The following is a 25,059-nucleotide window of genomic DNA, read 5'->3' as shown; positions in this document are numbered from 1 at the left end:
CAGCCTACATCGCGCAGACTGCCCCTCCGCCTTAGAAAATACTAACTAATAACCTAAATTATGTATGAATGAAATATTAATGTCTTAATAACCAGGATTCTGCTGTAAGTCAGCATCCTTGTTCAGCTGGATCTCTGACAGAGGAATAGGCAGCAGGGTGTGCTTCGAAGCATCGAAACCGGTAATCTTCTTACTGTCGGTTCCCTCAGCCCACTTATCCATCATCATCTTTACACGTTCAGCCAGCTTGCCTGTACGGCACAGGGTGTAACGACGGTTCTCCTCGCCAACCATCTCACGGATGCGCTCGTCGAGCAGGAAGTCGATAGTCATCTGTGCAGCAGTCACCTTACCAGCATTAGCATTACCTGTTTCAGCACGATAGGTCTTGAAAGCACGGTCGCGCAGTACGTTGATATCCTCGGCTGCACCAGCGGTGTTACCCTGGTTGATACGAGCCTCGGCACGGAGCAGATAAGCTTCGGCGAAACGCATCAGAGGCCAGTCCTTAACCATCTCCCATCCAAAGTCGTCGGTTGGGTCGTAAGCACCCCACTTAGTTGGGTGAGGATACATGACTTCCAGAGTATCGCTTGTCTTCCAGTAGATACGATCGCCGGTCTTGATGGTGATCTTGGTAGCACCTGATGTGCCATCGTCAACACGGAAACCATCCTTTACCGAAATCTCCTTGTTTACATTTGGCTTGTTGGCATACAGGATACGACGGATGTTGTGGTTTGAGTTACGGATATCGCCATCCTCCCAGATACCATACTTCACGTAGTTGCTCAGACGCAGACGACCGTTACCACGACCGCCGAGAGAGTCGGCATTCTGCATAAAATCGGTCAGCTTGTGGAAAGCAGCCACCCAGTTACGACGCTGCTGTGGGGCATTGATGATACCACCTGTTACGTCGCGGTTGTACTCCATCTGGAATACCCAGATACCCTCGGTGTTACCCTGCGAACGGCGCTGGTTGCCCCAACGGAACATATCGCTGTAGTAGTCGCCGGCATCAGAAAGGAACTTACCATAACGCTCCGAGATGAGCTTGTAGTTGCCGCTGTTGATAGTAGCTGATACAGCAGCCTCGGCCTCGGCAAATTTACCCATGCGGTTGAAAGCTTCACCAGCCAGAATGCGGGCACAGTCCTTATTGATACGGTTCTGTGTCTTGGTTTTACCTACCTCAGGCAGGTTAGCGATAGCATCGTTCAGATCGGCAAAAATCACAGCGTCGATCTCTGAAACGGCGTTACGTGTAAAGTCGGTACGTGGCTCAGCCTTGCTCTCGGTAAGCAGAGGCACTGGTCCCCACAGTGTTACCAGCAGGTTGTAAGCGTATGCACGGAAGAATTCGGCCTCGCCCTTAGCTGCAGCATCAACATTCTCTGTATTAATAATGATGTTAGCACTATTAATGATACTGTAGAGTGATGTCCACAACTTGCTTACACCGCTGTTCTCAGCATTCAGTGAGCCATACTGATAGAAAGGCACCTCAACACCTTGTGTAGAGCCGGGGGCTCCTACATCGGTACCATCTTGGAAGCAGCCAACGAATCCCTGTTGATCGCTCCATCCCCAGAGGTCGGCAAATTTCTGGTGCAAGCCGATAACCTTAGCCTCGACGTCAGTCACGTCGGTGCCGTATGATGAGTACATTTTCTCATCCAAGTAGCTGTCGCTGCATGAGGTCAGAGTCAGTGCGCTGACAGCCAGTGCTGAATATATAATGTTTCTTAGTTTCATAATTGTATCTCCTTAATTTTAGAATGTAACGTTAAGACCGAATACAACGCTCTTAGTCATTGGGTAGTTGTTCTCGTAACCACTCCATCCGCGCTGAGTGATGTCAGACTCTGGGTCCCATCCCTTCCAGCTGGTGAAGGTGTAGAGGTTACGTCCGCTCACGTAAGCAGTCAGAGCGCTCAGGTGCAGTGCATTCAGTACCTGTGCTGGGAACTGGTAGCTCAGTGTAACGTCCTTGATACGGGTGTAACCGGCGTTACGTGGGAATCCATAACCCCAACGGTTTGAGGTCTTGCTCAGCGAGCGATATTCGTTGCTCTTGTTCTCAGGAGTCCAGTAGCCAACTTCGGTGGTTGAGTTACGGCGACCCTGCTCGTCGGCTGCCATAGCCAGCAGTGAGTTGTTACGCTTGTGACCCTGTGCTGTCTGGATGAATACGCTCAGTGTAAAGCCCTTGTATGAGAAGGTGTTGGTCAAACCTGCGGTCCACTTTGGAGTGGTCTGGCCCTGAATCTTCTTGTCGCCCTCTGGTGTAATCTTACCGTCACCATCCAGGTCGGCCAGTTTCACATCACCAGCCTGAGCCTGAGGATCCTGCTGCAAGTGCTTACCGGCAGCAATCTCATCTTCCTGCCAGATGCCTTCCATCACGTAGTCGTAGATGACGCTGATAGGCTCACCAATAAACCAGCGGTTACCTAGGTCGTCCTGCTTGTCGCCATACAGGTCCTTAATCTCGTTCTTGTTCCATGACCATACGAGGTTGGTACCCCATGTAAAGTCCTTAGTAACAATGTTCTTTGAGTTGATAGTTACCTCAAGACCCTTGTTAGCGGTCTTACCCATGTTCATATATACGTTAGAGTAACCAGAAATCTTTGGCAGGTTGCGTTGCAACAGCAGGTCGGTAGTGGTCGATGTATAGAAATCGATGTTACCGTTGATGCGGTTGTTCAGGATACCGAAGTCGATACCAACGTTGAAGGTCTTGGTGGTCTCCCAGCCCAGTCCAGAGTTACCCATGCGGCTGTTTGGATTAAGAGCTGTTGCGGAAGCACCATCCATAGTGATGGCTGAGTTCGACATCTTAGCCAGTGTCTCGTAAACGCCGATGGCCTCGTTACCGGCCTTACCGTAAGAGAGACGCAGCTTCAGGTTGTTCAGCCAACTCTGTGTCTTCTCCATGAACTTCTCGTTAGTGATGTTCCAACCGAGAGCTACTGATGGGAATGTACCATATTTGTTATCATCACCGAATACCGATGAACCGTCGCGACGTACAGTGAAAGTAAACAGGTAACGGCTGTCGTAAGAGTAGTTCAAACGTCCCATCTGTGATACAGTCTTGTACAGGTCGGTATACGACTTAGAAGTCTGTGTGCTACCACCACCCAGATTGTGCCATGACAGCTCGTCGTTAATGAACTTAGCACCTGTAGCGGTGTTGTCGTGATACTTCTTACGTGATGAAGCGTACAGCAGCGTGATGTCGAAGTGGTGCTTCTGAATATCCTTAGCATAGCTCAGGATGTTCTCAACGGTGCGGCTCTGTGTCTCTGCATTGAAAATGTAGCCATAACCACCAGATGTGTTGAACTGAGCTTCGCCGTTATAGTAGTTCTCGCGCTTAGGAACGTAAGAGTAACCGAAGTTAAACTTATAGTGGAGTCCAGCCAGAGGCTTCCAGATGTTCTCGAAGTTAATGTCTGCATAACCGTTCAGGTTAATGTTCCACTGGCGACGCTCGTGATCCTGGTCAACATTCTGCATAGGGTTGAAGAACAGGGTCTCTGAGTACATCGGATACTGGCAGTAGCTGCCGTCCTCGTCGTAAACCTGTCCGTAAGGCGACATGGCCTCGGCCATCAGGAAGTTCACACGGCCACCGTCGCGGTTGTGCGAAACGATATAGCTGTTAGTACCAATCTTCAAGTAGTCTGTTACGTCAGCATCCACGTTCATACGCAGTGAGTAGCGCTTGTAGTTAAAGCCCTTCAGTACACCCTTCTGACTCATGTAGTCGCCCGAGATGAAGTACTTCACCTTATCAGCACCACCGTTGATGGTTACGTTGTGATCCTGGATGATACCAGTCTGCGAAATCATGTCGTACAGCCAGTCTGTCTCCTGTCCTGCAGCCTGTGCAGCGGCCTCGCTGGCGTTCTTTACATAGTCGTTGTACATGGTCTCACCGGCATTCTGGGCTACATAGTCCTTATAACGCTGTGTAATCTGGGCACCATTACAGAAGTCGAGTTTCTTAGCAAAGTCCTCAACACCCAGATAACCATTATAGCTGATAGTAGGTTTACCGTCCTTACCATGCTTGGTGGTAATAAGAATTACACCATTCGCACCGTTGGTACCATAGATAGCGGTAGCAGAGGCATCCTTCAGAATTTCCATCGACTCGATATCGGCGGGGTTGATATCGTTCAGCGAACCACCGCTCTTCGAGATGGGAATACCATCGACAACGATGTAAGGACCAGTTCCTGCGTTGATGGAGTTACGTCCACGAATCAATGCAGAGGGAGCATCACCAGGAATAGAACTGCCCTGCGTGATATTTACACCAGCGGCTGCGCCTTGAACAGCCTGCAGAACGTTAGTTACGGGCAGTTTGCTCAGGCGTTCCTTATTAATAGAGGTAACAGAACCGGTCACATCCGACTTTTTCTGAACACCATAACCTACTACAACCACTTCTTCAAGAGCAGTAGCATCTTCTTCGATAGTGATGTTAAGGCTTTGGCCAGGAGTGAAACTTACTTCCTTTGTCAGATAGCCAATGTAAGAGATGGTAAGAGTACCACCGTTCTGCACGTTGAGTGAGAAATTACCATTGAAATCGGTAACGGTACCTGATTGTGCATCTTTGACTTTTACGGTAGCACCAATCACGGCGTCACCATTCTTGTCAGTCACTTGGCCTTTTACTACGCCAGTCTGCTGGACGTTCTGAACGGCCTGTTCTGCCTTAGTCGACAAAGGGAATGACATAATCCCCGCAGCCAACGCCACCACGAAACATAGTTTGCGAGATGGGAGAGTTAAATTAGCATACTTCATTTGTTACTGTTTTAAGTTTAATGTTATAATTGTTAGTAAGGTGAATTATCGTAGTTCGTTGATATTCCATGAATCACGCCATCTGATGACAGGTTTCCCCTTCTCAAACTCAATGGGCAACCAGATATATCTGGCGTCACTTGGATGTCTTGGGCGCCAGATGTCAGCCATGAAGATGAAACGGTCGCCATAAGGAAGAATGAAAGTAGACTGTCCTTCGAAAGTGATTTCCGACTTTGGGCCTACGCATGGGGTGGGGTGTTGTGTCCATGGTCCCCAGATGCTTGGAGCGGAAAACATACGAGCCTCGTTGGGAGCCCATCCTGTGCAGCCCGAGGTAATCATCCAGTAAGTTCCGTCTTTCTTGAAGATGGCTGGAGCCTCGTTTTGTCCGCCAGGAGCTACTCGCGTATAGCGACCGGAGTGGTGAAGATAGTCGCCCGTGAGTTCTGCAATATGCAGGGTCAGATTGTCTTCAGAAGAAAAGATGTGATAAGCTCGTCCGTCATCGTCAATGTAGAGCGTCATGTCGCGTGCCATTTGTCCTGTGCCAAAGTCGCGCTTTAAGAAGAGTCCCTGCTTGATTGCTTTGCGCCAATCGGGTTTCCACCACTCTTTAAAATGCTCTATATTGAGCGTATCGACGATGGCAAGCTCTTTTTGGCCGAATTCAACGGGATAGGTGCCGGCATTAGCTCGTTGTGAGTAAAGGAACTTGTAGGGGCCTTCTGGTTTGTCGCTTACAGCTACGCCATAGCGGGCGGCACTGTAACCTTTACCTTTTAATTCCAGATGAAACCACATACAGAACTTCCCCGTCACCTTATTATATATAACCTTCGGGCGCTCCAAAACACAACCACGCTCTATATCCGATCCTTTCTCATTACTAACGGACAGGGCAACGCCGCAGTTGCGCCAATTTAGAAGATCTTCCGATGCATAGCACATCACACCGACCATTGCACTTGATGTGGTATCGGCCTTATGTTCACCAAACCAATAGTAGGTGTTCCCGTATTTCATCATGCCGCCTCCATGGGCGTTAATGTGCTTGCCATTCTCGTCTGGCCAGATTTCGCCAGAACGGATGGTCTTATTCTCGGCCGATGCAATAGAAGTTATCAGTATTGCCGTAAGGAAGAGTTCTTTTCTCATTGTTGTTAGTTATTTAGAGTTTCTGCTTGCAAAAGTACGTTAATTGATTTAAATCAATGTCTCTTCTGTGTGATTTTGGGGGAACAAATCGTGAAAACAGCCTATTTTTACCCCCAATTGGCCTCGGAAGAGTCTTTTTTTTGTTATTTTGGATAATTTATGAGAAATTTCACTATCTTTGCAGCAAGAATACTAACTAATGACGAAAAGGCTGTTACTGGCGATTGTGATGATGCTGAGTATAACGGTTTCGGCGCAACGTGTGCCGCTCAGAATCATGTCTCAGACTCCTGTTCAGGGGACTGAGGAGGCGCGTAGCCTGATGTTCGACCATTATGGACTGATGTGGGTAGGTACTGACCAAGGTCTTCGGGTTTTCGATGGTTATGCATTCAAGACTTTTCGCAGTGATGCCTATTCGCCAGGAATCATACCCAATAACTATGTACGTTCGATTACTGAAGACCATAACGACGGCCTTTGGATTGGTACCCGTGATGGTCTGGCCCGTTATGATCGCAGAAAAGGAACCTTCAAGACCTATCATCTGCGTGGCGAACAGGCTCGTCTTATCAGTGCTCTCTATACCACCAGCGACGGAACGGTTTGGGCAGGAACCAATGCTGGTGTCTCTCGCTATGATGCCACAATCGACGATTTCATCGACATCAACATGCCTCAGGCAGCTATCTCATTTGCCGAGGATCGTCATGGAAATCTTTATATAGGAACATGGGAAGGAGGTTTATTGCGCCTGAATAAGAAGACTGGGCGCATGGTGAGCTATCCGCGACTCAGTGAGCGTAATACCGCCCAGACGTTGCTGATGGATAGTCGTGGCCGTCTGTGGGTGGGCACTTGGGAGCACGGTATCGTGCGCCTTGATCATCCCGAGAACGAGCAATCTCCTGTTATGCACTGGATGAACGAGGGACGTCGCGATTTCCGTACGTTTCACCGCTTGGTAGAAGATTCTGTGAGTCATTCCGTTTGGGGCTGTTGTATTGAAGGTCTCACGCGTGTCGATATCGATGATTATACTCAGGTAGACAACTACCCCATACTCACCTTTTGCTACGATATGATTACCGATGGAATGGGTAATCTTTGGGTCATCACGCGCAACCAGGGTATCGTTCATCTTAGTACCCGCCAGTCGCCTTTCCGATTCTTCCATCTCGACCCGGCAGGACTTGAACTGCCAGTCAACCGCATACAGACCGTTTTTACTGCCGATGGCAATCGTTTCTGGTTGGGGCTTCAGCCCTATGGCCTGGCTTTTTATGAGCGTTCTTCAGGGCAGGTCGTCTATAACACCCAGATACCAGGTATGGCTCAGATGACGGGACCACAGGGAATCTATGTCCAGACGATTTCTGATATTCAGCAACAACCCGATGGCTCAGTATGGATGGCAAGTTCTCATGGAATTGTCGTATGGAAAGATGGTGAACCTTCCCGCCATCTGTCTCGAAGCAGTATGCCCTATATCAGTGATGAAGAGGTTAAGGCTTTCCATAAGTTGCCTAGCGGTGCCATGTTAGTAGGACAGACCAATGGTCTGGGTATTGCTCTCTCTGAAGAAAAGGGACGTATGCTGTCGCTGACTGAAGATGGGCGCGATTTTAGTCGTTGTAACGTACAGGCTATCTTCGAAGACCATGGGCACCGTCTCTGGATTGCCACCGAGGGTGAGGGTATTATCTGCATCACAGGTCGTCTTGATCAGCCTAAGTCCTATTCATGTCATCAGTATGCGCCCGCATGCAATAACTATCCAATCGACGAGGCAACCGCCGTTTATGAAGACCAGGCCCATCGTCTGTGGGCGATCTCTGCAAGTGGCGGACTCTTCCTTTATAACGATGAAACCGACACTTTCTTGCCTGTAAACCATCTCTATCATATTGGTACGGGCGGACTCTATAGTATTCAGGGCGACGACACTGGTGCAATCTGGCTCTCGACCGATAAGGGACTGGTACGACTGATGCTTTCTGGCAAACATGCCACCACTACTTACTATAATATGGAAGATGGTATCGAGGCCATCCGCTTCTCTCCCAATGGCGCTTTCCATTATGGTAATGAGTTGTTCTATGGAAGTGCCACGGGTTTCTTCTCATTTGATGCCGCTCAGACGGAGCGCTGGCAACAAGGCAGAATGCCATCACTTGTGGTTACCGATTTGCTCATCGACGACCATACCTATCTTTGGCTCGACTCTGTCCGTCGCCAGACGATTTCCCCAAACACCCCATTCTTTACGCGAGAAATCACCATTCCATCGGATGTCCGTAAGTTCTCTGTTGAGTTCTCGCTTCTGGCCTATCAGAATCAGGAACAGTGTCGCTATACCTATCGTCTGGAGGGCTATGATCGTGACTGGCACAACACCGACGCCGAAAACCGCCGCGCGACCTATCAGAACCTGCCTGCTGGCAGCTATGAGTTGAAACTCCGTGCTTACGACAGCTATGGTCGTTTGGTAGAGTTGCCTTATTCCATCCATGTGCGCGTGCTGCCCCCTTGGTATCTGACTTGGTGGGCTTACCTTATTTATTTTGTTCTCCTGATAGCAGCTGTCTATGGTGTCAAAGAGTGGTATAAGGCTCGTGTCAACCGTCGTGCTCGTCTGCAGCAGCGTGTCAGCGAACTTCTCCATTATCGGGAACTGATGGTAATCCGCCAGTATGAGGGAGCTCGCAAGGCATTAGAAGCAGAAGAGCAGCAGCATTCCTCGCCCGACGAATTGTTCCTTAGCAAGGCTATCGATTGTGTTAAGCAGCATCTCGACGATGCAGACTACGACCGTGAGCAGTTTGCTTCTGACATGTGTGTGTCTTCCTCGACCTTATATAATAAGCTCCGTGCACTGACCGATCAAAACGTTACGGGCTTCATCAATAGTATCCGTCTGAAGGAAGCTTGTCGCATTCTGCGACAGCGCCCCGACATCAAGATGACGGAACTCTCAATGGCAGTAGGTTTCAATACACCTAAGTATTTTACCAAGCTTTTTAAGAAAGAGTTTGGTGTTCTTCCCAGTGAATACGCAGAACAGGGAGGTGAGATTTAAATAAACTCTTTGAAGGCCTCGTCGTAGTCTGGACTGGGTGCAAGGCGGCCGTTAATGAGACAGACGAGCGTGATGTCGCCATAGAAACAGAGTTTTTCATCAGAGGCCCTATAGATGGCTTGATGGAAAACGTATTTGATTCCTTGCTTCTCAAGAGCCAGACGTGAGATGAATTCATCGTCGCAACGTAGCGGTGTCTTGAACTGCAGATTCATACGAGCCACGACGGCATCAACCCCCTTTTCGTGTAAGGCAGCGAAACTGACGCCAAGACTGCGGAGAAACAGGTGGCGGGTATGCTCGGCATAATGCAGATAGTTAGCATTGTTAACAATGCCTTCAATGTCGCATTCATAGTCGCGCACTTCCATGCGGGTTTCGAAAATATAGTTCATAAGAGTTTAAGTATTTCGTTGAAATGGGTTATTTTAACAAGGCGTTCGTGCTCAATGTCTTCAGAGTGTTCCAGCTGCCATGTAACGTGGAAGGGGATGTGGATTGCAGAAGCTCCGATGTTGAGGGCTGGTGCAATGTCGCTCTTCAGCGAGTTACCGATCATCAGCAGGTGTTCGGGTAGAATGTCCAGGTGTTCGCAGAGTTGCTGAAACTCTACTTCTGTCTTGTTCGATGTGATCTCTACATGTGAGAAGTATTTTGCAAGTCCGCTGCGATGGAGTTTGTTTTCCTGATCCTGCAATTCTCCTTTAGTAAAGACAGCAAGCCGATAGGGCCAGGCCTGCAGACGCTGGAGTGTTTCTTTAACCTCAGGAAGTGGGGTCGCAGGCAGATGGAGCAGTGATTTGCTGTCGCTGAGAAGATCGGAAAGCTCTTCTGCTGACAAATGGTCGCCCGCTACGCGGAGGGCGGTTTCTATAATAGAGATGGTGAAGGCTTTGCAGCCATAACCCAGATCAGCCATATTACCTGATTCTGTCATGAACAGTTCATGGGCGGGATTGTCACAATAGGGTGCAATGAGACGGTAGAGATGGTTCTCTACAGATTCAAAGTGAGACTGGCAGTCCCATAATGTGTCATCGGCGTCAAAAGCCAGAACGCGTATATTTCTGAAATCTATCATTTTTTATTGCAGTGAGGGCAGATACCCTTAATCATCATATTGGCCGAAGTCATTTTGAACCCCTCTGGCAACTGAATCTCCGGCATGTCGGTATAGTCGAGGCAGTAGGTCTCATGGCACTCTTCGCAGTAGAAATGCGGGTGCTGGTCATCGTCATGCTCATGATTGTGACTATAGCAGAGTTCATATTTGGTGCCGTCACTGCTCCCTTCGATGGCATGTACCAGATGGTGCTCTTTGAAGAGTGTGAGGGCACGAAACACATTCGACTTATCGATAGTCGAGATTTTACGTTCCAGTTCTGCCAATGACTGGGGCTGTATAGAACTTGCAAGAGCCTTAGCCACGACAATGCGGTTGGCGGTAGGTCTGACGCCATGTTCTTCGAGTAATGCGACACACGCTGCTTCGTCCATGCTGTTTGTTTTATTGATGAATTTGCGCACAAAGATACGAAGAAATATAGAATAAATAAATATGTATTAAGAAATTTTTCGTATCTTTGTAGCCGAATAGACTAAAAACCAATTAAAAGATGAAAAGGTTATTACTTCTTGTCTTGAAGATTCTCGGTGGTTTTGTCGCTTTGTTGCTTATATTGTTGATAACGGCAGCCATCTTGCTGAATACCAGTTCGGTTCAGCAGAAACTGCTAAGCTATTCAACAGGCTTGTTGAAAGAGAAACTTCAGACGGAAGTTAGGATAGACAGCGTCAGCGTGAACTTTCTGGCTTTCAATATTAATCTGATGGGACTTGATGTGGAGGACTTGCAACAACGCAAGATGTTACAGGCCAGGAAACTGGCTCTGACTCTCGATTTGTGGGAACTGACAGCGCGGAAGGTGAAAGTTTCCAAAGCAGGGATAGAGGGTGTGAAAGTCCGTCTGTATCAGCCAGAAGACAGCGTCGCCAACTATCAGTTTGTGATCGACGCCTTTAAAAGTGATAAACCTAAAGCTAAGCAATCTGAGGGTGAGAAGCAGGAAAAGAAGCGGAAACTATCATTGGATGTCAGCGATTTGAAGGTCGCCCGGATCGATGTTGTATATAATGAAGACACATTCTATCTGGAGAAACTTGATTATAGTAAGGGGTGGGCAGGGCATCAAAAAGGTGAGATACGCCATCTGAGAGGTAAGTTCGACAGACTAACGAAGAAAGGTAAGATGCTGACAACCCGCATGGGTTTATCGCGTCTGAAGCTAACAGAAGAAAAAGGCCAGTTGCTTGTAAGTGTTGATAGTCTGCACTATGTCCTGAACAATCACCAGCCCCGTAAGAACACAGGCAGACCCCACCGCGGTGCTTTCGATGCTGGCCATCTGGATGTGCTTGCCCACATGCAGTTCACTGTGAATCATTACGGCAAAGATACAGCCAATATCACCATGACCAGCTTTGTGGCAAAAGACTCATTGACGGGCTTTGACGTCAAAGACTTGCGTTTTACGGCGGGAATTAATAAAGAAAAGGTACATCTCAGCGACGTGACTATCCAACAGGAAGGTACTGTCCTGACCTTCGATCATGGTGAAGTCATCCTTCCAAGTAAGAAAACAGGAAGGAAATTAGTCTATAACACCTCAGAGATCTCCGGTAAAACGCAACTTAAGGATATCTCCCGTCCGTTTGCGCCTGTTCTGTCCAACTTTACGATTCCGTTGGAACTGAAGGTAAAGCTGAATGGAACAGACAGTACGATGCAGTTTAGCGATATCCATGTGAATACAGCAGACCAGAAGCTGAAGCTCGATGCTTATGGCAGTATCAGACATCTGAAAGAGAAAGAACTGTTAGACATCCGTTTCCATGTCAAGAATATGACCACCCCAACCAAGACAGCAGTGGATATCATTAACCAGTTTGCCGTGAAGAAGTTTATGATGAAACAGCTCAAGGCCTTGGGTACCATAGGCTATACAGGCGACTTGGCCGTTCTTTATAAAAAAGAGCAGTTCAAGGGTTTACTGCGTACGGCTGTGGGCAGGATGAACTTCAACCTGACGCTCAACGAGAAGACCAAGTATGTGTCTGGCAGCGTGCATACCAGTTCTCTCAGGCTGGGCAAAGTCTTGGAGATGAAGGATATCGGAGCTGTCGCTTGTCGGGCCAACTTCACTTTCGATATGTCGAAACCACGTACGGCACAGATTAGGAGAAGGAAAGGTGGCAAACTGCCTATTGGCCATGTAAATGCCACAGTGATGGAAGCAAGCTACAAGAAAGTGAAAGTGAAGAATGTCGATGCGACCATCAACAGCGACGGAGCAATCGCCCTTGGCCACCTCTCGCAGAAGAACAAGAATGTTGATCTGCTCTGCGATTTCTCCTTTACCAGTACCGACTCTATCCATAAGATGAAGGTGAAGCCCAACGTGAAGCTCCATCATATGCCCTGGCAAAAGAAAGATAAGAAGGCCAACAAGAAAAAGAAAAGAGAACGTTAGGTATTAAAAACCTCTTTCTGCCCAGTCGCCACGATCCAGGTTCCTGTAGCCGATGGCCTCGGCAATATGATGGCTCTGCACCTTTTCTGTGCCTTCAAGATCTGCAATGGTGCGGGCCACCTTGAGAATGCGACTATATGCACGAGCGCTGAGGCTCAGCCGTTCCATGGCCATTCGAAGCATGTCAAGACTGGCATTGTCAGGCTCGGCAAATTGGTGTATCATTCGTTCCGTCATCTGTGCATTACAGTAGACACCCTTGAAACCGCGAAAGCGCTGTTCCTGTATCTGTCGGGCTTTGATGACTCGTTCCCTGATAACAGCACTTGGCTCTCCTGGCTGCATCTGCGACAGTTGTTTGAATGGTACAACACTCACTTCACAGTGTATGTCTATACGGTCGAGCAGCGGACCGCTGATCTTGGAGAGATAACGGCTTATCTGACCTGGCGAACAGACGCAGTGATGGGTCGGGTCGCCATAATAACCGCAGGGACAGGGATTCATCGATGCAACGAACATGAAAGAACACGGATATTCCACCGTATACTTAGCGCGGCTGATGGTGATTTTCCGGTCTTCAAGTGGCTGACGCAGCACTTCGAGAGTCGATTTTGAGAACTCTGGCAGCTCATCGAGGAAGAGCACCCCATTGTGGGCCATAGATACCTCACCAGGCAAAGCTCTGTTTCCACCTCCAGTCATAGCAACCTGTGAGACGGTGTGGTGTGGACTGCGGAAAGGTCTTTGAGAGATGAGTGATGTACCGCTGCTCAGTTTCCCTGCCACAGAGTGAATCTGCGTTGTTTCTAAACTCTCAGCCAGCGAGAGTGGGGGCAGGATGCCAGGCAGGCGTTTGGCCATCATCGATTTTCCACTGCCAGGCGCACCTATCATGATGAGGTTATGACCGCCTGCGGCAGCAACCTCCAGGGCTCGTTTCACACTCTCCTGTCCTTTGACGTCGGCAAAATCCAGGTCGCAGGCATATTGTTGTTCGTAGAACTCCTTACGGGTGTCAACGAAGGTAGGCTCGTATTGGTCGCTACCGTTCAGAAAACTAATCACGTCGCACAGATTATCCACGCCATAGACGTCGAGATTGTTCACAACGGCGGCCTCGCGGGCATTTTCTTTTGGCACGAACAATCCCTTGAACTTCTCCTTCCTGGCACGGATGGCCACAGAGAGCGCACCGCTCACAGGCTTCAGCTTTCCGTCCAGTCCCAATTCTCCTATCATCATGTAGTCCGACAACAGACTGTCGCTCACTTTCCCGTGTGCAGCCAGAATGCCGATAGCCAAAGGCAGGTCGTAGCCACAGCCTTCTTTACGGATATCCGCAGGACTGAGGTTAACGGTCAGGTCGGCTGTAGGTGGCTTGAAGCCTATGTTGGTCATAGCCGCACGAATGCGGTCATAGCTTTCTTTGACAGCTGTGTCTGCCAAACCCGACAAGTGGAACATGACGCCCCTTGTCATATTGACTTCGATGGTGATTGTCGTAGCTTCCAGCCCCATGACGGCTGCACAGAATGTCTTTACAAGCATAGTATTGGTGGTAACAGGTTTATGAGCGGTTATTAATTATTATCTGATGTTCTCGTCTAGTTTTCTTACCAGTTCCTGGTAGTTCAGGGAGTGCCCGAGTATCTTGCCTTGACTGTCGAAGACCACGTTGTCAGGCAGATACGAGAGTCCTGTTTTCCTGATCATGGGCGACTCCCACATAAGTCCGTCGCAGACAGTACTCCATTTCAGGGAGTCGCGTTCTGCAATGCGTCGGCAGTCCTTGATATTCGCATCAATGCTGACAGTAATCACTTTCAGGTTTTCACCATAGTGTGTCGTCATTCTGTGAATCTGGTTCAGCAGGTTCACACTTTCATAGTTCCATGAGGCCCAGAGCATAATGACATTCACCTTGGCGTTCATGTCTGCCAGAGAAACGTGCTTGCCATTGATGTCTGTTGCGTTGAAATGGGGCATTTTCTCTCCGTCTTTCAGCGATTGCAGTCCTGACAGCTGTTCTGCGAGCGATGCAATCTGCTTGTTGTCGGGCATGGCCTGACTCATTATCTCCGTCAGTTCTCGTGCCTGTCGGAAGTCTGGTACCTCCGTTTGGATAAAGTTCCTGTTAAGCAGATAGAGACTGATAGGAGAGGTGGGATGCTCCTTGATATACTGAACCACCGCCTGGTTGTATTCAGGTGGCGTCATATTGCTTGTTTGCAGACGGAAGGCCGTCATCTCCTTGTTGGTCTTTGTGCCTTTGATTTCTGTTTCTTTCAGATGGGTGGCGTCACCACTGATCTTGATGGTAGCTCCAGGCTCCGCGAATACAGGCAGTTCGGAGAAGTTGGGGAATACGATGACAAAGGTTGCCGGTTCGTCGAGTGCCATCTGGTAGTTGAACTCTCCTCTGGCCAGACCAATCGTGTCCAGCTTATGTGCACCGCTCATGTCATAGATATACAGCTCTCCCTGGTTCATACCACGGAAGCTGCCCTCTATCTTGAACTTTCCTTTGTCGCCGCCACAACTTAACAGTAAAAAGGTAAAAAGGCAAAAAGGTAAGACCTTTCCACCCCATGATAAGATAGTCCGTATTACGCTTTTTGCCATTTTACCTTCCTTTTTTTTATTTTCTTATCTTTTCCAACTCAATGTCGTTGGCTGCATATTTTGCAAACGTCGGGTCTTTGCTGATAGCATTCTGAAGTGCTTCGTTCGCATCGGCCGCGTTTCCCATACGGGCATTCATCAGCGCTTTCAGATACTCTGTTGTTGCGTCAGGGTTCTTGACGTACTTCAGCGTCACGGCAGCCGACACATAGTCCTTGTTGAGAATCTGGGCCAGAGCCGCGCTGTTGGTGTAGATGTCGGCAAAATCCTGCTCTGCCTGGGCGTAGTTGCCCTTGGCCAGATTCAGGTTACCCATCACCTCTGCCAGACCGTTGGCACCGGTAGCGCTGGCAATCAGCTGCTCGGCAGCGGCAATGTCGCCGTTCTTCAGAGCCAGCAGTCCCAGGTTTGCGTTAGCCTCTGGCAGTCCCTTTGCTTTCTCCAGATACTGCTTGGCAGCATCGTAGTTACCCTTGGCATATTCCAGTGTGGCAAGGTTGTTGAAGGCGCGGCTGTCGTTAGGATAGATCTGAGCTGCCAACTGGTATACCTTCTCCTTTTCGGCACTTGTCTCCTTCAGGGTGGCGCCATAGAGCAGTTCCTCGATGCTCAGCTTCTTGGGGTCGGCAGCCATCTGTTCTAAGATCTGCTCGTCGCTGCGTCCGATGGTCTCGTAATTGATTGTCAGACGGGCACGGCGCAGTTCGGGCAGAATGCCGTCAGCCAGTTCGCGGAAGGCAGAAGAGATGTTTCTGATCTGCTGTTCGCGCTCCTGCGGATCCTTATACATAGAGAGCACACGCAGGATAATGTCCTTATCCTGGATGTTGCTGGCCTTTACCAGTTCCTGGAAGCCCTCCCAGTCCTGTGCTGTGTACTTGGCGTCGACGGGGGCCTTCATCTTGATCTTCTTCAGTTCCTGATTCACATACTGCTCAGAAACCTTCTGTCGCTGGTTAGCCAGCTTGTCGTTGATGTTGAAACCACCATCGGGCGAAGCATAGGCCGACACCTCTACATTGTCGAGGTTCAATCCCTCATGATCGCTGTTAATCTGCTTCAGCATCTTCACAAACTCCTGTACAGAGTTGTTCTTCAGCTCGCTCTTGCGCAGGTTAGCCTGCTGAATCAGGAACTTGATGTTAGCCTCCTGCTTCTTCTTCGTGATGCGCTGATAGGCATCAGGAGCAATGGCTGCCTGCGAAGTCAGGATAGTACGCTTATACAGTTCCGATGTGGCGATGATGCCATTGGCCACCTTCACCTCTGGAACCTGAACCTTCTTAGAGCCGATGCGGGCGTCGAAGGTGAGGAACATCTCTGCCTTGTTGTCGTCGGCATAGGCGAAGTTGGTCTTCATCGTGTAGTTGCCACCCATGCGGTATGAGATGGTCTGATCGTTACCAAGCACACTCTCACCTTGGAAGGTGGCGGTGTTGCCTTGTACAACTGTTCCGTTAGAGTAGCGCAACTCAGGCACGACGGTTACAACGGCCTTTTTCTTCATGTACTTCTCTGGGAAGTGGCCATTGATGGTTGCTGGTACTGTACCCTGCTGGGTCTCTAAAGGATTAGGGGTCACTGTGAAGTTGTCAGCAGAAAGCGCTCCAAGCTTAGAACAAGAGGAGAGAAGCATCAGTGATGCGGCTGACATAAGTAGGTAGTTTTTTTTCTGCATATTGTTATAGTATTAGTGCCGCTAGCGGTGTTGGTACGCCGCTTAGGCACATTGCCTTCGGCTGTAAAATTGTGCCGCGAGCGGGACTCGAACCCGCACAACCATTTCTGGTCAAGGGATTTTAAGTCCCTCGTGTCTACCAATTCCACCATCACGGCTAAACCGAGTGCAAAGATACTTCAAAAAAGCCGAAAAGCCAAACTTTTCTACATTATTTAATAAAATATTAGCAGGTAGTCTCTAATTCCACGCTCTCAAGAGCCCGTTTGCGTCCAGAACGGCATAGTATTTTAAGAGCGTTCGTCCAGAACTGTTGCAAACGCCGTTATTCACATCATACGAACGGTCGCACTTGGCGCAATGCAGCAGGGTTCCGTTCTGTTGCCATGTAAGCGGATAGTTCGTCCCTCCCTTTTCTTTCAGGCAGTTGGGACACTGCCCGTCGTAGGCCACCAGCTGGTTGTCATAGCTGCTGGTGCCGATGATGATACAGTTGTTGGCTCCCAGTTCACACTTGCTCTTCTCAATCTCATTCCTGAGTATCACGTCTTCCGTAGCATGATCGTAATTACGGGTGGTCTGCAAGTGTCTTACCCCTTGAATAACGCTGGTCTGTACCTTGACAAAATGGCCGGGGTTGCCAAGAATACCCGTCAGATGACAAGGCAACGGATGCAATTGAGTGTTGAAGATGAAGTAGCACACATATTCCTTCGAGATGCTGCTGTCGCCGCTACAGGCAGCCAGTAGCATGATAAAGATGCTTAATAGCCAGTGCTTCCTCTGCATGGTCGTTTATTTCAGCAAGGCCTGTTCTGCCTCTGTCATCCGTTCGAAGTTGAATCCGTCGAGCGTCTGCTGCATCAGCGCCTGAATCTGGTCGTTGCAGAGATTGCCGATAGAGCCTTCGTGTGTGTGGTGGATATCGTGGCTGGCCTTGAAGGTGCCAGCTTCGATGTCGAGCCCCACCTTCTTATAGGCATCGCGGAAAGGCATGCCGTTGGCAGCCAGGCGGTTCACCTCCTCTACCGAGAACATCGGGTCGTACATGGGGTTGTCGAGTATGTGCTCGTTTACCTCTATCTTATTAATAATGTAGGCGGCCATCTGCAGGCAGTCCTTCAGTTCGCCAAAGGCGGGCAGGAACACCTCTTTGATAATCTGCAGGTCGCGGAAGTAGCCCACGGGCAGGTTGTTCATCATCAGCATGATCTGCTGAGGCAGACTCTGCAACTTGTTGCACTTGGCACGAATGAGCTCGAAGACATCGGGATTCTTCTTGTGGGGCATGATCGACGAGCCTGTTGTGCACTCTTTGGGGAGTTTTACGAACGAGAAGTTCTGCGAGTTGAACAGGCAGGCGTCGAAGGCCATCTTGGCGATGGTTCCTGCGATGGTGGCGATGGCGAAGCCCACGTTGCGCTCCATCTTTCCGCGCCCCATCTGGGCATACACCACGTTATAGTCCATCGAGTCGAAGCCTAGTAGCTCCGTAGTCATCGTACGATTCAGGGGGAAACTTGAGCCATAGCCGGCAGCCGACCCCAGCGGGTTGCGGTTGGTCATCTTGTAGGCTGCCTGAAGGAAGAGCATATCGTCTGTCAGACTCTCTGCGTAGGCGCCAAACCACAGGCCGAAGCTCGACGGCATGGCTATCTGCAGGTGGGTATAGCCAGGCATCAGCACATCCTTATACTGATTACTCTTCTGGATGAGCTCGTCGAAGAGGATCTTCACCTCGTCGGCAATATCCTTCAGCTCGTGACGGGTAAAGAGTTTCAAGTCAACCAGCACCTGATCGTTACGACTGCGGCCAGAGTGAATCTTCTTGCCCATGTCGCCGAGTTTACGGGTGAGCAGCATCTCCACCTGAGAGTGAACATCCTCCACATCGTCTTCAATCGCGAACTCACCGCGTTCACAGAGTTGGTAGATGTTCTTCAACTCGGCCAGCAACTGTGTCAGCTCCTCTTTCTCCAGCAGTCCGATACTCTCGAGCATCGTGATGTGTGCCATCGAACCGAGCACGTCGTACTTAGCCAGATAGAGATCCATCTCACGGTCGCGTCCAACGGTGAAACGCTCAATCTCCTTGTTAATCTCGAAATTCTTTTCCCAGAGTTTCATCTTTACCCTTTTTACCTTTTTTGTTTTTTATCTTTTTACCTTACACGTAGTGTACCTGTGCCAAGGCGTCGGCAATCTTCTCGACACCCTCCTGAAGGGGCTTCTCTACCATGCTCTTGATAAATGGGTTCAGCTCGGCCTTCACCGTTACCTTCATCTTCGAGTTGTCCTCATCGACGGGGAGCACCTGAACCCATACGTTGAAGGGGACGGGCGACTGTACGGTCTCGAACTTCACGCACTTGGGCTCCTCGCGCTCACAGATGCGGAGTTTCAACTCGCCTACGGGCGGAACCTGCAGACTTACGGTGTCCTGGTCGAAGCTGAAGTCGCTCACCTTATCCTCGGGAATGCGGTCGCGCACCTTCTCGAGGTTGTTCAGATTGCTGATATTGTCGTATACGGCCTGCTGAGGGTAGGGTATCTGCTTCACGCTACTCTCAAACTTGCTCTCACTTCCGAATAATCCCATAACTTATATTGAAGATTGAAAATTACTGCTTCCAGGTATCAGGACTCTTGCGCCACTCGGCGAGTACGGCCTTCTCCTCGTTCTTGATATATCCGGTCTTGGCAGCCTCTTCCACCACGTGCTCATAGTCGGTCAGGGTGATGAGTTTTACGCCTGCCTCCTCGAAAGCCTTCTCGGCAACGGGGAAACCATAGGTGAACGAAGCCACCATGCCAACCACCTCGACGCCATAGTCACGCAGGGCGGCCACGGCCTTCAGCGAACTGCCGCCAGTAGAGATGAGGTCTTCTACTACCACCACCTTAGCACCTTTCTTAATCTCGCCTTCAATCTGGTTGCCCATGCCGTGATCTTTCGGCTTCGGACGGACATAGCTGAATGGCAGTCCAAGCTGGTCGGCTACCAATGCGCCTTGGGCAATGGCACCTGTCGCAACGCCTGCAACGGCGTCGGCCTCGGGAAAATTCTCCTGAATGGCGTGACACAACTCCAACTTCACGAAAGAGCGCAAGTCGGTAAACGACAGCGTCTTGCGGTTGTCGGTGTAGATGGGTGACTTCCAGCCCGAAGCCCATGTGAACGGGTCGTTTGGCTGTAACTTGATGGCCTTGATATCCATCAGTTTTCTTGCTAATTGATTCTTAATGTCCATACCTATTAAATAATTTGGGTGCAAAGATACAAAAAAAAGTAAAAAGGTAGAAAGGTAAAAAGGTAAAAAAGTAAAAAATCTAAGATTTTGCGAAACAGAGCGCTAAGACGCTCACTTTCACGCCACCGGCCTTTGTCAGTTCCTTGCTGCAAGCCATGACGGTGGCTCCGGTGGTCACTACGTCGTCGATGATTAGCAGGTGTTTGTTCTTAATGTCTTTACCGTTAACGAGTTGGAAAGCCTTCTCTACATTTTCCTTCCGCCCCCAGAACCCCTTACTTGTCTGACTGCCTTCAAACGCGGTACGCTTCACGGCATTGCTGATGATGGGCAGTCTGGTGACGGCGCTCACCCCTTTGGCTATCTCCATGCTCTGGTTATAGCCACGCTGGCGCAACCTTTTCCTGGCAAGAGGTATAGGCACAATAGCGTCGATTCCATCGAAGAATCCCGATGCATTCAGCTCCTGGGCCATCATGCGCCCCATGACAACGCCCGATTCTGGGTGGTGATCGTATTTCAGCGTATAGATGATGCGGGCAGTCTCGGCCTGAGGCTCGTAGTAGAAGAGGGCTGCAGCCCGCTCTATGGGTATCTGTGCCCAGAAGAGGCGTGCCATCTCGTTTCCGCAGGCGTCGCGATGAAAGCCTGTCCGTGGCAAGTGGAAGTTACATCTGGCGCATATCACCTCCTCGGTAGGTGTCAGCCTATGACCGCACACCATACATGTCCTTGGTGCTATCAAGTCGAGCAGTCGCCGCCAGAAACTAATCGGTTTCATCGTCAGAATCCTCGTCGAAATCGTCTTCGTTTACGTCCAGACACTGGCGGATGATGTCGAAGCCGAAGCCTCGGCTCAGGGCAAAGCGCACCAGTTTCTGGTTCAGTTCGTAGTCGCTCTCCGCCTTGATGCTTTTCCGTTTCTGTTTCAATAATGGTCGAAGCACGTCAAGATATTCTTTTTCATCGATTTCATCGAGCACTTGTTGTTGGATATCGTCGCTGATGTGTTTCATCCATAATGCCTGCTGCACCTTGCGTCGCCCCCATTTGTTGTAGCGTATCTTGTCTTTCACAAAGGCCCGTGCGTAGCGTTCTTCGTCAATATAGCGTTCTTTCGTCAGGCGTTCCACCACCTTGTCCTGTGCCGCTTCGTCCAGCCCCCAGCGCCTCATCTTGTCGCGCATCTCCTGTTCGCAGTGTTCTGCTTGGGCGCAGAGGGCTGCCAGCCTCAGGTAGGCCTCCTGTTCTGTCATTTCCTTTTTCATCTCTTCTTAGCTTTAAGCATGCGTTGTTTGCCAAACAGATCTTGGCGGATCTCTATCTCCTCGAAGCCCAGACGGCTCAGGTAAGTGCTCACCTCATTGGCCGTCAGAGGGTTCAACTCGTAGAAGAGCAGTCCGCCAGAGGTGAGGCTCTTCCATGCATAGTCGCCAATGCGCTGGTAGAAGATGATGGGGTTCTCTTCTGGTGCGAAGAGCGCCACTTCGGGCTCATGGTTCAGTACGTTTTCCGCCATTCCATCGCGCTCCTGAGGCTTGATATAAGGGGGATTGCTCACAATCACGTCCCAGCGTCTGCTGTCGCTTGGCGGGCTCAGGGCGTCTTGCTTCTCAAAACACACGTCAGCTTCCAGTGTCTTGGCATTACCCTGGGCTATGCCGAGAGCCGCGTCAGAGATGTCCCATGCTGAGACCTTTGTCTCAGGCATCTCCAGGGCCAGCGTGATAGCGATGCATCCGCTGCCTGTGCCGATGTCGAGCAGTGCAGAGGGACGGCTTTTCTGCGTCAGTATCCACTCGCAGAGTTCTGCCGTTTCAGGTCTTGGCACCAGCACGCCTGGCTCTACATGAAACTGTCGTCCGTAGAAGTCGGCCGTACCCACTACGTATTGCACGGGCTCGCCTTTTTCCAGTCGCAGCATCATTTTTTCCAGTTCTGCTTGGTCGTTTGCGGATAAATCAGTAACTTTGCCGCAAAGAATATCGGCCATCGATAAACCGAAGCGCACGTCGAGCACCCAGCGGGCGACGGCTTTTGCCTCGCCAGCCTCATACAAGGGCGTCAGTCTGTGCCACAGTTCTTCGTAACTCATTGCGCCTGCAAAATTAAACAAAAAAAACGATAATATAATGATAGACGACGAGAAATTCATGCAACGCTGCATACAGCTGGCCAAGAACGGACAGCAGAACGCCAAACCCAACCCCATGGTGGGGGCAGTCATCGTAAGTGCCGACGGACGTATCATCGGCGAGGGCTACCATGTCCGCTGTGGCGAGGGTCATGCCGAAGTGAATGCTTTCGCTTCTGTGCGCCCTGAGGATGAGGCATTGCTGAGCGAGGCCACCATCTATGTGTCGCTCGAACCCTGTTCGCATTATGGTAAGACACCCCCTTGTGCCGACCTGATTATCAGAAAAGGTGTGCGCCGTGTGGTGGTGGGATGCATCGATGAATTCGCTGAGGTTCAGGGTCGAGGCATCCGTAAGCTCCGCGAGGCAGGTATCGAGGTCGAGGTGGGTGTGCTCGAAGAGGCATGTAAGGCGCTGAATCGTCGTTTCTTCACATTCCATCGGGAAAACCGCCCCTATATCATTCTGAAATGGGCGCAGACGGCCAATGGCTTCATCGACGATCACTGCCAGCCCGTTCAGATATCCAACGCTTTTACGAAGATGCTCTCTCATAAGCTGCGTGCTGAGGAGGATGCCATCCTCGTGGGGCGTGTCACTGAAGAGCGCGACCACCCTCAACTGACGGTGCGTGAGTGGTGTGGTCCCAATCCAAAGCGGCTTGTGGTCGATCATGCCCATCCGCTGAATCTTGAGAGCCTGCATGCCCACAACATCCAGTCGCTCATTGTCGAGGGTGGTGCTCAGACGCTCCGCAACTTCCTGGTTCAGGGCCTTTGGGACGAGATTCGTGTGGAGACCAACACGCAGATGACTGTCACCGATGGCACCCGTGCTCCCCACATCCCCGCCAACGCCATCGTCGCCAGCTCTCAGCAGTTCAACGGTAACACCATCGTCACTTTCCGCAAAGCGTAAGTTTATGCACGATTTGTATAATCATGCATTGTCTGACTTCATCCTATAGGTCATGGAGTTTGGACGTACCTAACGGGTAGTTTGGACGTAACAACCTCCTCGTTAGGTACGTCCAAACTACCCGTTATCAGTATCCTAACAAAAATGCATAAATTTTCTGTTTTGAGGCCCAGACCTAACCCATTCGCCGGGAATGCCTTTGCAGAAAGGACGTTGGGCGGGTTAGGTGTGTGGAAAAGAGGTAACCCAGACCTAACCTACACCTAACCCGACACCTAATCACTTTGAAAAAAAGTCGCAAAAAGTATAGAATAATTGGGGGAAAAACTTGCAAAACACAAAAAAATTTTGTATCTTTGCACATTGAAAGCACGCTATGAGAAGCGCGGCAAAAACTTAAACTTTAGTATTAACGATTTAAATCTTTTAGATGTCAAAAAGTCTGTCTATTAATGGCGAGGCACTCCATGCCTCAAGCGAAGCTACGCTCATGATTGAGCAGTTTCTTCATGACAACTATCTCTTCCGCCGCAACGTGTTGAACGGAAAGATAGAGTTTACAAAACTACCTGCTGAGGCTACTGATGCTGACTCGGCAGTATCCTCTGTTGACCTTAAAAATTTCAACTACCGTCCTCTGTCGCAAGAGGCCCTTAACAGCATCATCATCCGTGCCAAGCGCGAACATGTGATAGAGAAGGGCTCTCCCAAAACGGAAATCATGGAGTTTGTGCACTCTGAGGAGGTGGCTGAGTTCAATCCTATTCAGGACTTCTTCGATCGTCTGCCCGCATGGGATGGACAGAACCATGTGGCAAAGCTCTTCAGTCGCCTTCCTGGTATCAGCACAGAGCATCTTAACTACCTGTCCATCTGGTTGCGTGCTGCTGTAGCCCATTGGCTGCAGATGGATACGCTTCACGGCAATGAGTGCGTGCCTACGCTGATTGGCGCCCAGGGATGCGGAAAGACCACTTTTGTGGTGCGTATGCTGCCTCCTGAGCTTCGTCAGTATTTTCTGGACCATCTGAACCTCTCGAATAAGTTCGACAAGGAGATGGCGCTGACAAACAATTTGCTGGTGAACCTCGATGAGCTCGAAGCCATCCGCCCCAGTCAGCATGCCGCCTTGAAGCAGACACTTTCAAAGAGTAAGGTGAACGGGCGCCCCATCTATGGCTGCTCGCAGGACGACCGCCCCCGTTTTGCCTCGTTTGTGGCAACGACCAACAATCCCCATCCGCTGTCAGACGCCACAGGCAGTCGCCGTTATATCTGTCTTACCATTCCCAAGGGACAGTATATCGACAACACGGGCGAGATAGACTATGAGCAGCTCTATGCTCAGGTGCTCTACGAACTGCGTGAGATGAGAGCTCCCTACTGGTTCAACAACGACGAGGTGGCCCGCATTCAGCAGCTGAATGAGAACTATGTAGAACAGAAGGATATAGCAGAGATTATCCAGGCATGTTTTCGCAAGCCCGAGGAGGGAGAGGTGGTAAAGGGTCTGAGCAGCGGTCAGATGTTGAAACTCATTCAGCGTGAATATCCCTCAGTAAAGAGCGATCACAGCACGAAAGTACATATCGGTATGGCGATGAAAGAGCTGGGTTATGAACACACGGCTCCAAAGAACGTTGTCAGCTATAAGGCCGTTCCGCTGAAGTCGGCCTAAAGGGTTAGGTGTTGGGTTAGGTGTAGGTTAGGTCTGGGTTACCTCTTTTCCACACACCTAACCCGCCCAATGTCCTTTCTGCAAAGGCATTCCCGGCGAATGGGTTAGGTCTTGGCTCTATGGACAGCAAAAAAGTGCCATCCTATTTTATTTAGGATGGCACAAGCCCTAAAATTA

The 25,059-nt window shown here is 50.0% G+C and carries 20 protein-coding genes and 1 tRNA gene; 4 read left to right on the top strand and 17 right to left on the bottom strand.

Features of this window, described 5'->3' with window-relative positions; genetic code table 11:
- Nucleotides 1-84 precede the first annotated feature (84 nt).
- The 3 genes from BMX82_RS04705 to BMX82_RS04695 are packed head-to-tail and all read right to left on the bottom strand — an operon-like array spanning nt 85 to nt 5,988.
- Nucleotides 85-1,758: a RagB/SusD family nutrient uptake outer membrane protein gene (locus BMX82_RS04705; RefSeq protein ID WP_091766525.1), complete on the bottom strand. Its 1,674-nt coding sequence runs from the start codon at nt 1,756-1,758 to the stop codon at nt 85-87.
- Between the two features lie 18 nt (nt 1,759-1,776).
- Nucleotides 1,777-4,830 (bottom strand): SusC/RagA family TonB-linked outer membrane protein, encoded by a 3,054-nt coding sequence (locus BMX82_RS04700; RefSeq protein ID WP_091766522.1) that lies wholly within the window; start codon nt 4,828-4,830, stop codon nt 1,777-1,779.
- Between the two features lie 45 nt (nt 4,831-4,875).
- Nucleotides 4,876-5,988, bottom strand: a complete 1,113-nt coding sequence (locus tag BMX82_RS04695) for a glycoside hydrolase family 43 protein (RefSeq protein ID WP_091766519.1) — start codon at nt 5,986-5,988, stop codon at nt 4,876-4,878.
- Between the two features lie 199 nt (nt 5,989-6,187).
- Between BMX82_RS04695 and BMX82_RS04690 the strand changes: the two genes are divergently transcribed.
- Nucleotides 6,188-9,067 (top strand): two-component regulator propeller domain-containing protein, encoded by a 2,880-nt coding sequence (locus tag BMX82_RS04690; protein WP_091766516.1) that lies wholly within the window; start codon nt 6,188-6,190, stop codon nt 9,065-9,067.
- Here BMX82_RS04690 and BMX82_RS04685 read toward each other — a convergent pair.
- The 3 genes from BMX82_RS04685 to BMX82_RS04675 are packed head-to-tail and all read right to left on the bottom strand — an operon-like array spanning nt 9,064 to nt 10,564.
- On the bottom strand, nt 9,064-9,462 hold the full coding sequence (locus BMX82_RS04685) for an acyl-CoA thioesterase (RefSeq protein WP_036910650.1): 399 nt from the start codon (nt 9,460-9,462) through the stop codon (nt 9,064-9,066). The genes BMX82_RS04690 and BMX82_RS04685 overlap by 4 nt on opposite strands.
- A complete protein-coding gene (locus BMX82_RS04680; RefSeq protein ID WP_036910648.1) occupies nt 9,459-10,148 on the bottom strand; it encodes an HAD family hydrolase in 690 nt (229 codons plus the stop codon). The genes BMX82_RS04685 and BMX82_RS04680 overlap by 4 nt, the downstream gene beginning before the upstream one ends.
- Nucleotides 10,145-10,564, bottom strand: a complete 420-nt coding sequence (locus BMX82_RS04675) for a Fur family transcriptional regulator (protein WP_036910646.1) — start codon at nt 10,562-10,564, stop codon at nt 10,145-10,147. Before BMX82_RS04675 ends, BMX82_RS04680 begins: the two co-directional genes overlap by 4 nt.
- A 119-nt stretch (nt 10,565-10,683) precedes the next feature.
- Between BMX82_RS04675 and BMX82_RS04670 the strand changes: the two genes are divergently transcribed.
- A complete protein-coding gene (locus tag BMX82_RS04670) occupies nt 10,684-12,597 on the top strand; it encodes an AsmA family protein (protein ID WP_091766513.1) in 1,914 nt (637 codons plus the stop codon).
- A gap of 3 nt (nt 12,598-12,600) precedes the next feature.
- Here BMX82_RS04670 and BMX82_RS04665 read toward each other — a convergent pair whose 3' ends face one another.
- From BMX82_RS04665 to prmC, 11 genes are all read right to left on the bottom strand, one after another.
- Complete coding sequence (locus tag BMX82_RS04665) at nt 12,601-14,148, bottom strand: YifB family Mg chelatase-like AAA ATPase (protein ID WP_036910644.1); 1,548 nt, start codon at nt 14,146-14,148, stop codon at nt 12,601-12,603.
- Between the two features lie 39 nt (nt 14,149-14,187).
- On the bottom strand, nt 14,188-15,222 hold the full coding sequence (locus BMX82_RS04660; protein WP_091766510.1) for a DUF4369 domain-containing protein: 1,035 nt from the start codon (nt 15,220-15,222) through the stop codon (nt 14,188-14,190).
- Nucleotides 15,223-15,238: 16 nt separating this feature from the next.
- Nucleotides 15,239-16,900, bottom strand: a complete 1,662-nt coding sequence (locus BMX82_RS04655) for a tetratricopeptide repeat protein (RefSeq protein WP_036910643.1) — start codon at nt 16,898-16,900, stop codon at nt 15,239-15,241.
- A gap of 72 nt (nt 16,901-16,972) precedes the next feature.
- A tRNA-Leu gene (locus tag BMX82_RS04650) sits at nt 16,973-17,058 on the bottom strand.
- 82 nt (nt 17,059-17,140) lie between these two features.
- Entirely contained in the window at nt 17,141-17,689 is a 549-nt protein-coding gene (locus tag BMX82_RS04645) for a hypothetical protein (protein WP_091766507.1), read from the bottom strand.
- Between the two features lie 6 nt (nt 17,690-17,695).
- Complete coding sequence (argH, locus tag BMX82_RS04640; RefSeq protein ID WP_036910642.1) at nt 17,696-19,027, bottom strand: argininosuccinate lyase; 1,332 nt, start codon at nt 19,025-19,027, stop codon at nt 17,696-17,698.
- 40 nt (nt 19,028-19,067) lie between these two features.
- Nucleotides 19,068-19,499, bottom strand: coding sequence for an SRPBCC family protein (locus BMX82_RS04635; protein WP_036910641.1), 432 nt, complete (start codon nt 19,497-19,499; stop codon nt 19,068-19,070).
- A gap of 22 nt (nt 19,500-19,521) precedes the next feature.
- Complete coding sequence (gene pyrE, locus BMX82_RS04630; protein ID WP_036910640.1) at nt 19,522-20,151, bottom strand: orotate phosphoribosyltransferase; 630 nt, start codon at nt 20,149-20,151, stop codon at nt 19,522-19,524.
- A 79-nt stretch (nt 20,152-20,230) separates the two neighbouring features.
- Nucleotides 20,231-20,932: a ComF family protein gene (locus BMX82_RS04625; protein WP_091766504.1), complete on the bottom strand. Its 702-nt coding sequence runs from the start codon at nt 20,930-20,932 to the stop codon at nt 20,231-20,233.
- On the bottom strand, nt 20,919-21,419 hold the full coding sequence (locus BMX82_RS04620; RefSeq protein ID WP_091766501.1) for a regulatory protein RecX: 501 nt from the start codon (nt 21,417-21,419) through the stop codon (nt 20,919-20,921). The genes BMX82_RS04625 and BMX82_RS04620 overlap by 14 nt, the downstream gene beginning before the upstream one ends.
- The gene (prmC, locus tag BMX82_RS04615; RefSeq protein ID WP_091766499.1) at nt 21,416-22,246 is read right to left on the bottom strand and encodes a peptide chain release factor N(5)-glutamine methyltransferase; all 831 of its coding nucleotides are present in this window, start codon (nt 22,244-22,246) and stop codon (nt 21,416-21,418) included. Before prmC ends, BMX82_RS04620 begins: the two co-directional genes overlap by 4 nt.
- Nucleotides 22,247-22,283: 37 nt before the next feature.
- On the opposite strand from prmC, the gene ribD reads away from it, so the two are divergent.
- Together ribD and BMX82_RS04605 are read left to right on the top strand one after the other, a co-directional pair.
- A complete protein-coding gene (ribD, locus tag BMX82_RS04610; RefSeq protein ID WP_036910631.1) occupies nt 22,284-23,204 on the top strand; it encodes a bifunctional diaminohydroxyphosphoribosylaminopyrimidine deaminase/5-amino-6-(5-phosphoribosylamino)uracil reductase RibD in 921 nt (306 codons plus the stop codon).
- A 430-nt stretch (nt 23,205-23,634) separates the two neighbouring features.
- Nucleotides 23,635-24,882, top strand: a complete 1,248-nt coding sequence (locus BMX82_RS04605) for a VapE domain-containing protein (RefSeq protein WP_091766496.1) — start codon at nt 23,635-23,637, stop codon at nt 24,880-24,882.
- Nucleotides 24,883-25,059: the final 177 nt, after the last annotated feature.

This window comes from Prevotella sp. khp7 (assembly GCF_900109055.1).
Taxonomy (GTDB): Bacteria; Bacteroidota; Bacteroidia; order Bacteroidales; family Bacteroidaceae; genus Prevotella.
This window is presented reverse-complemented; position numbering and strand designations above follow the sequence as displayed.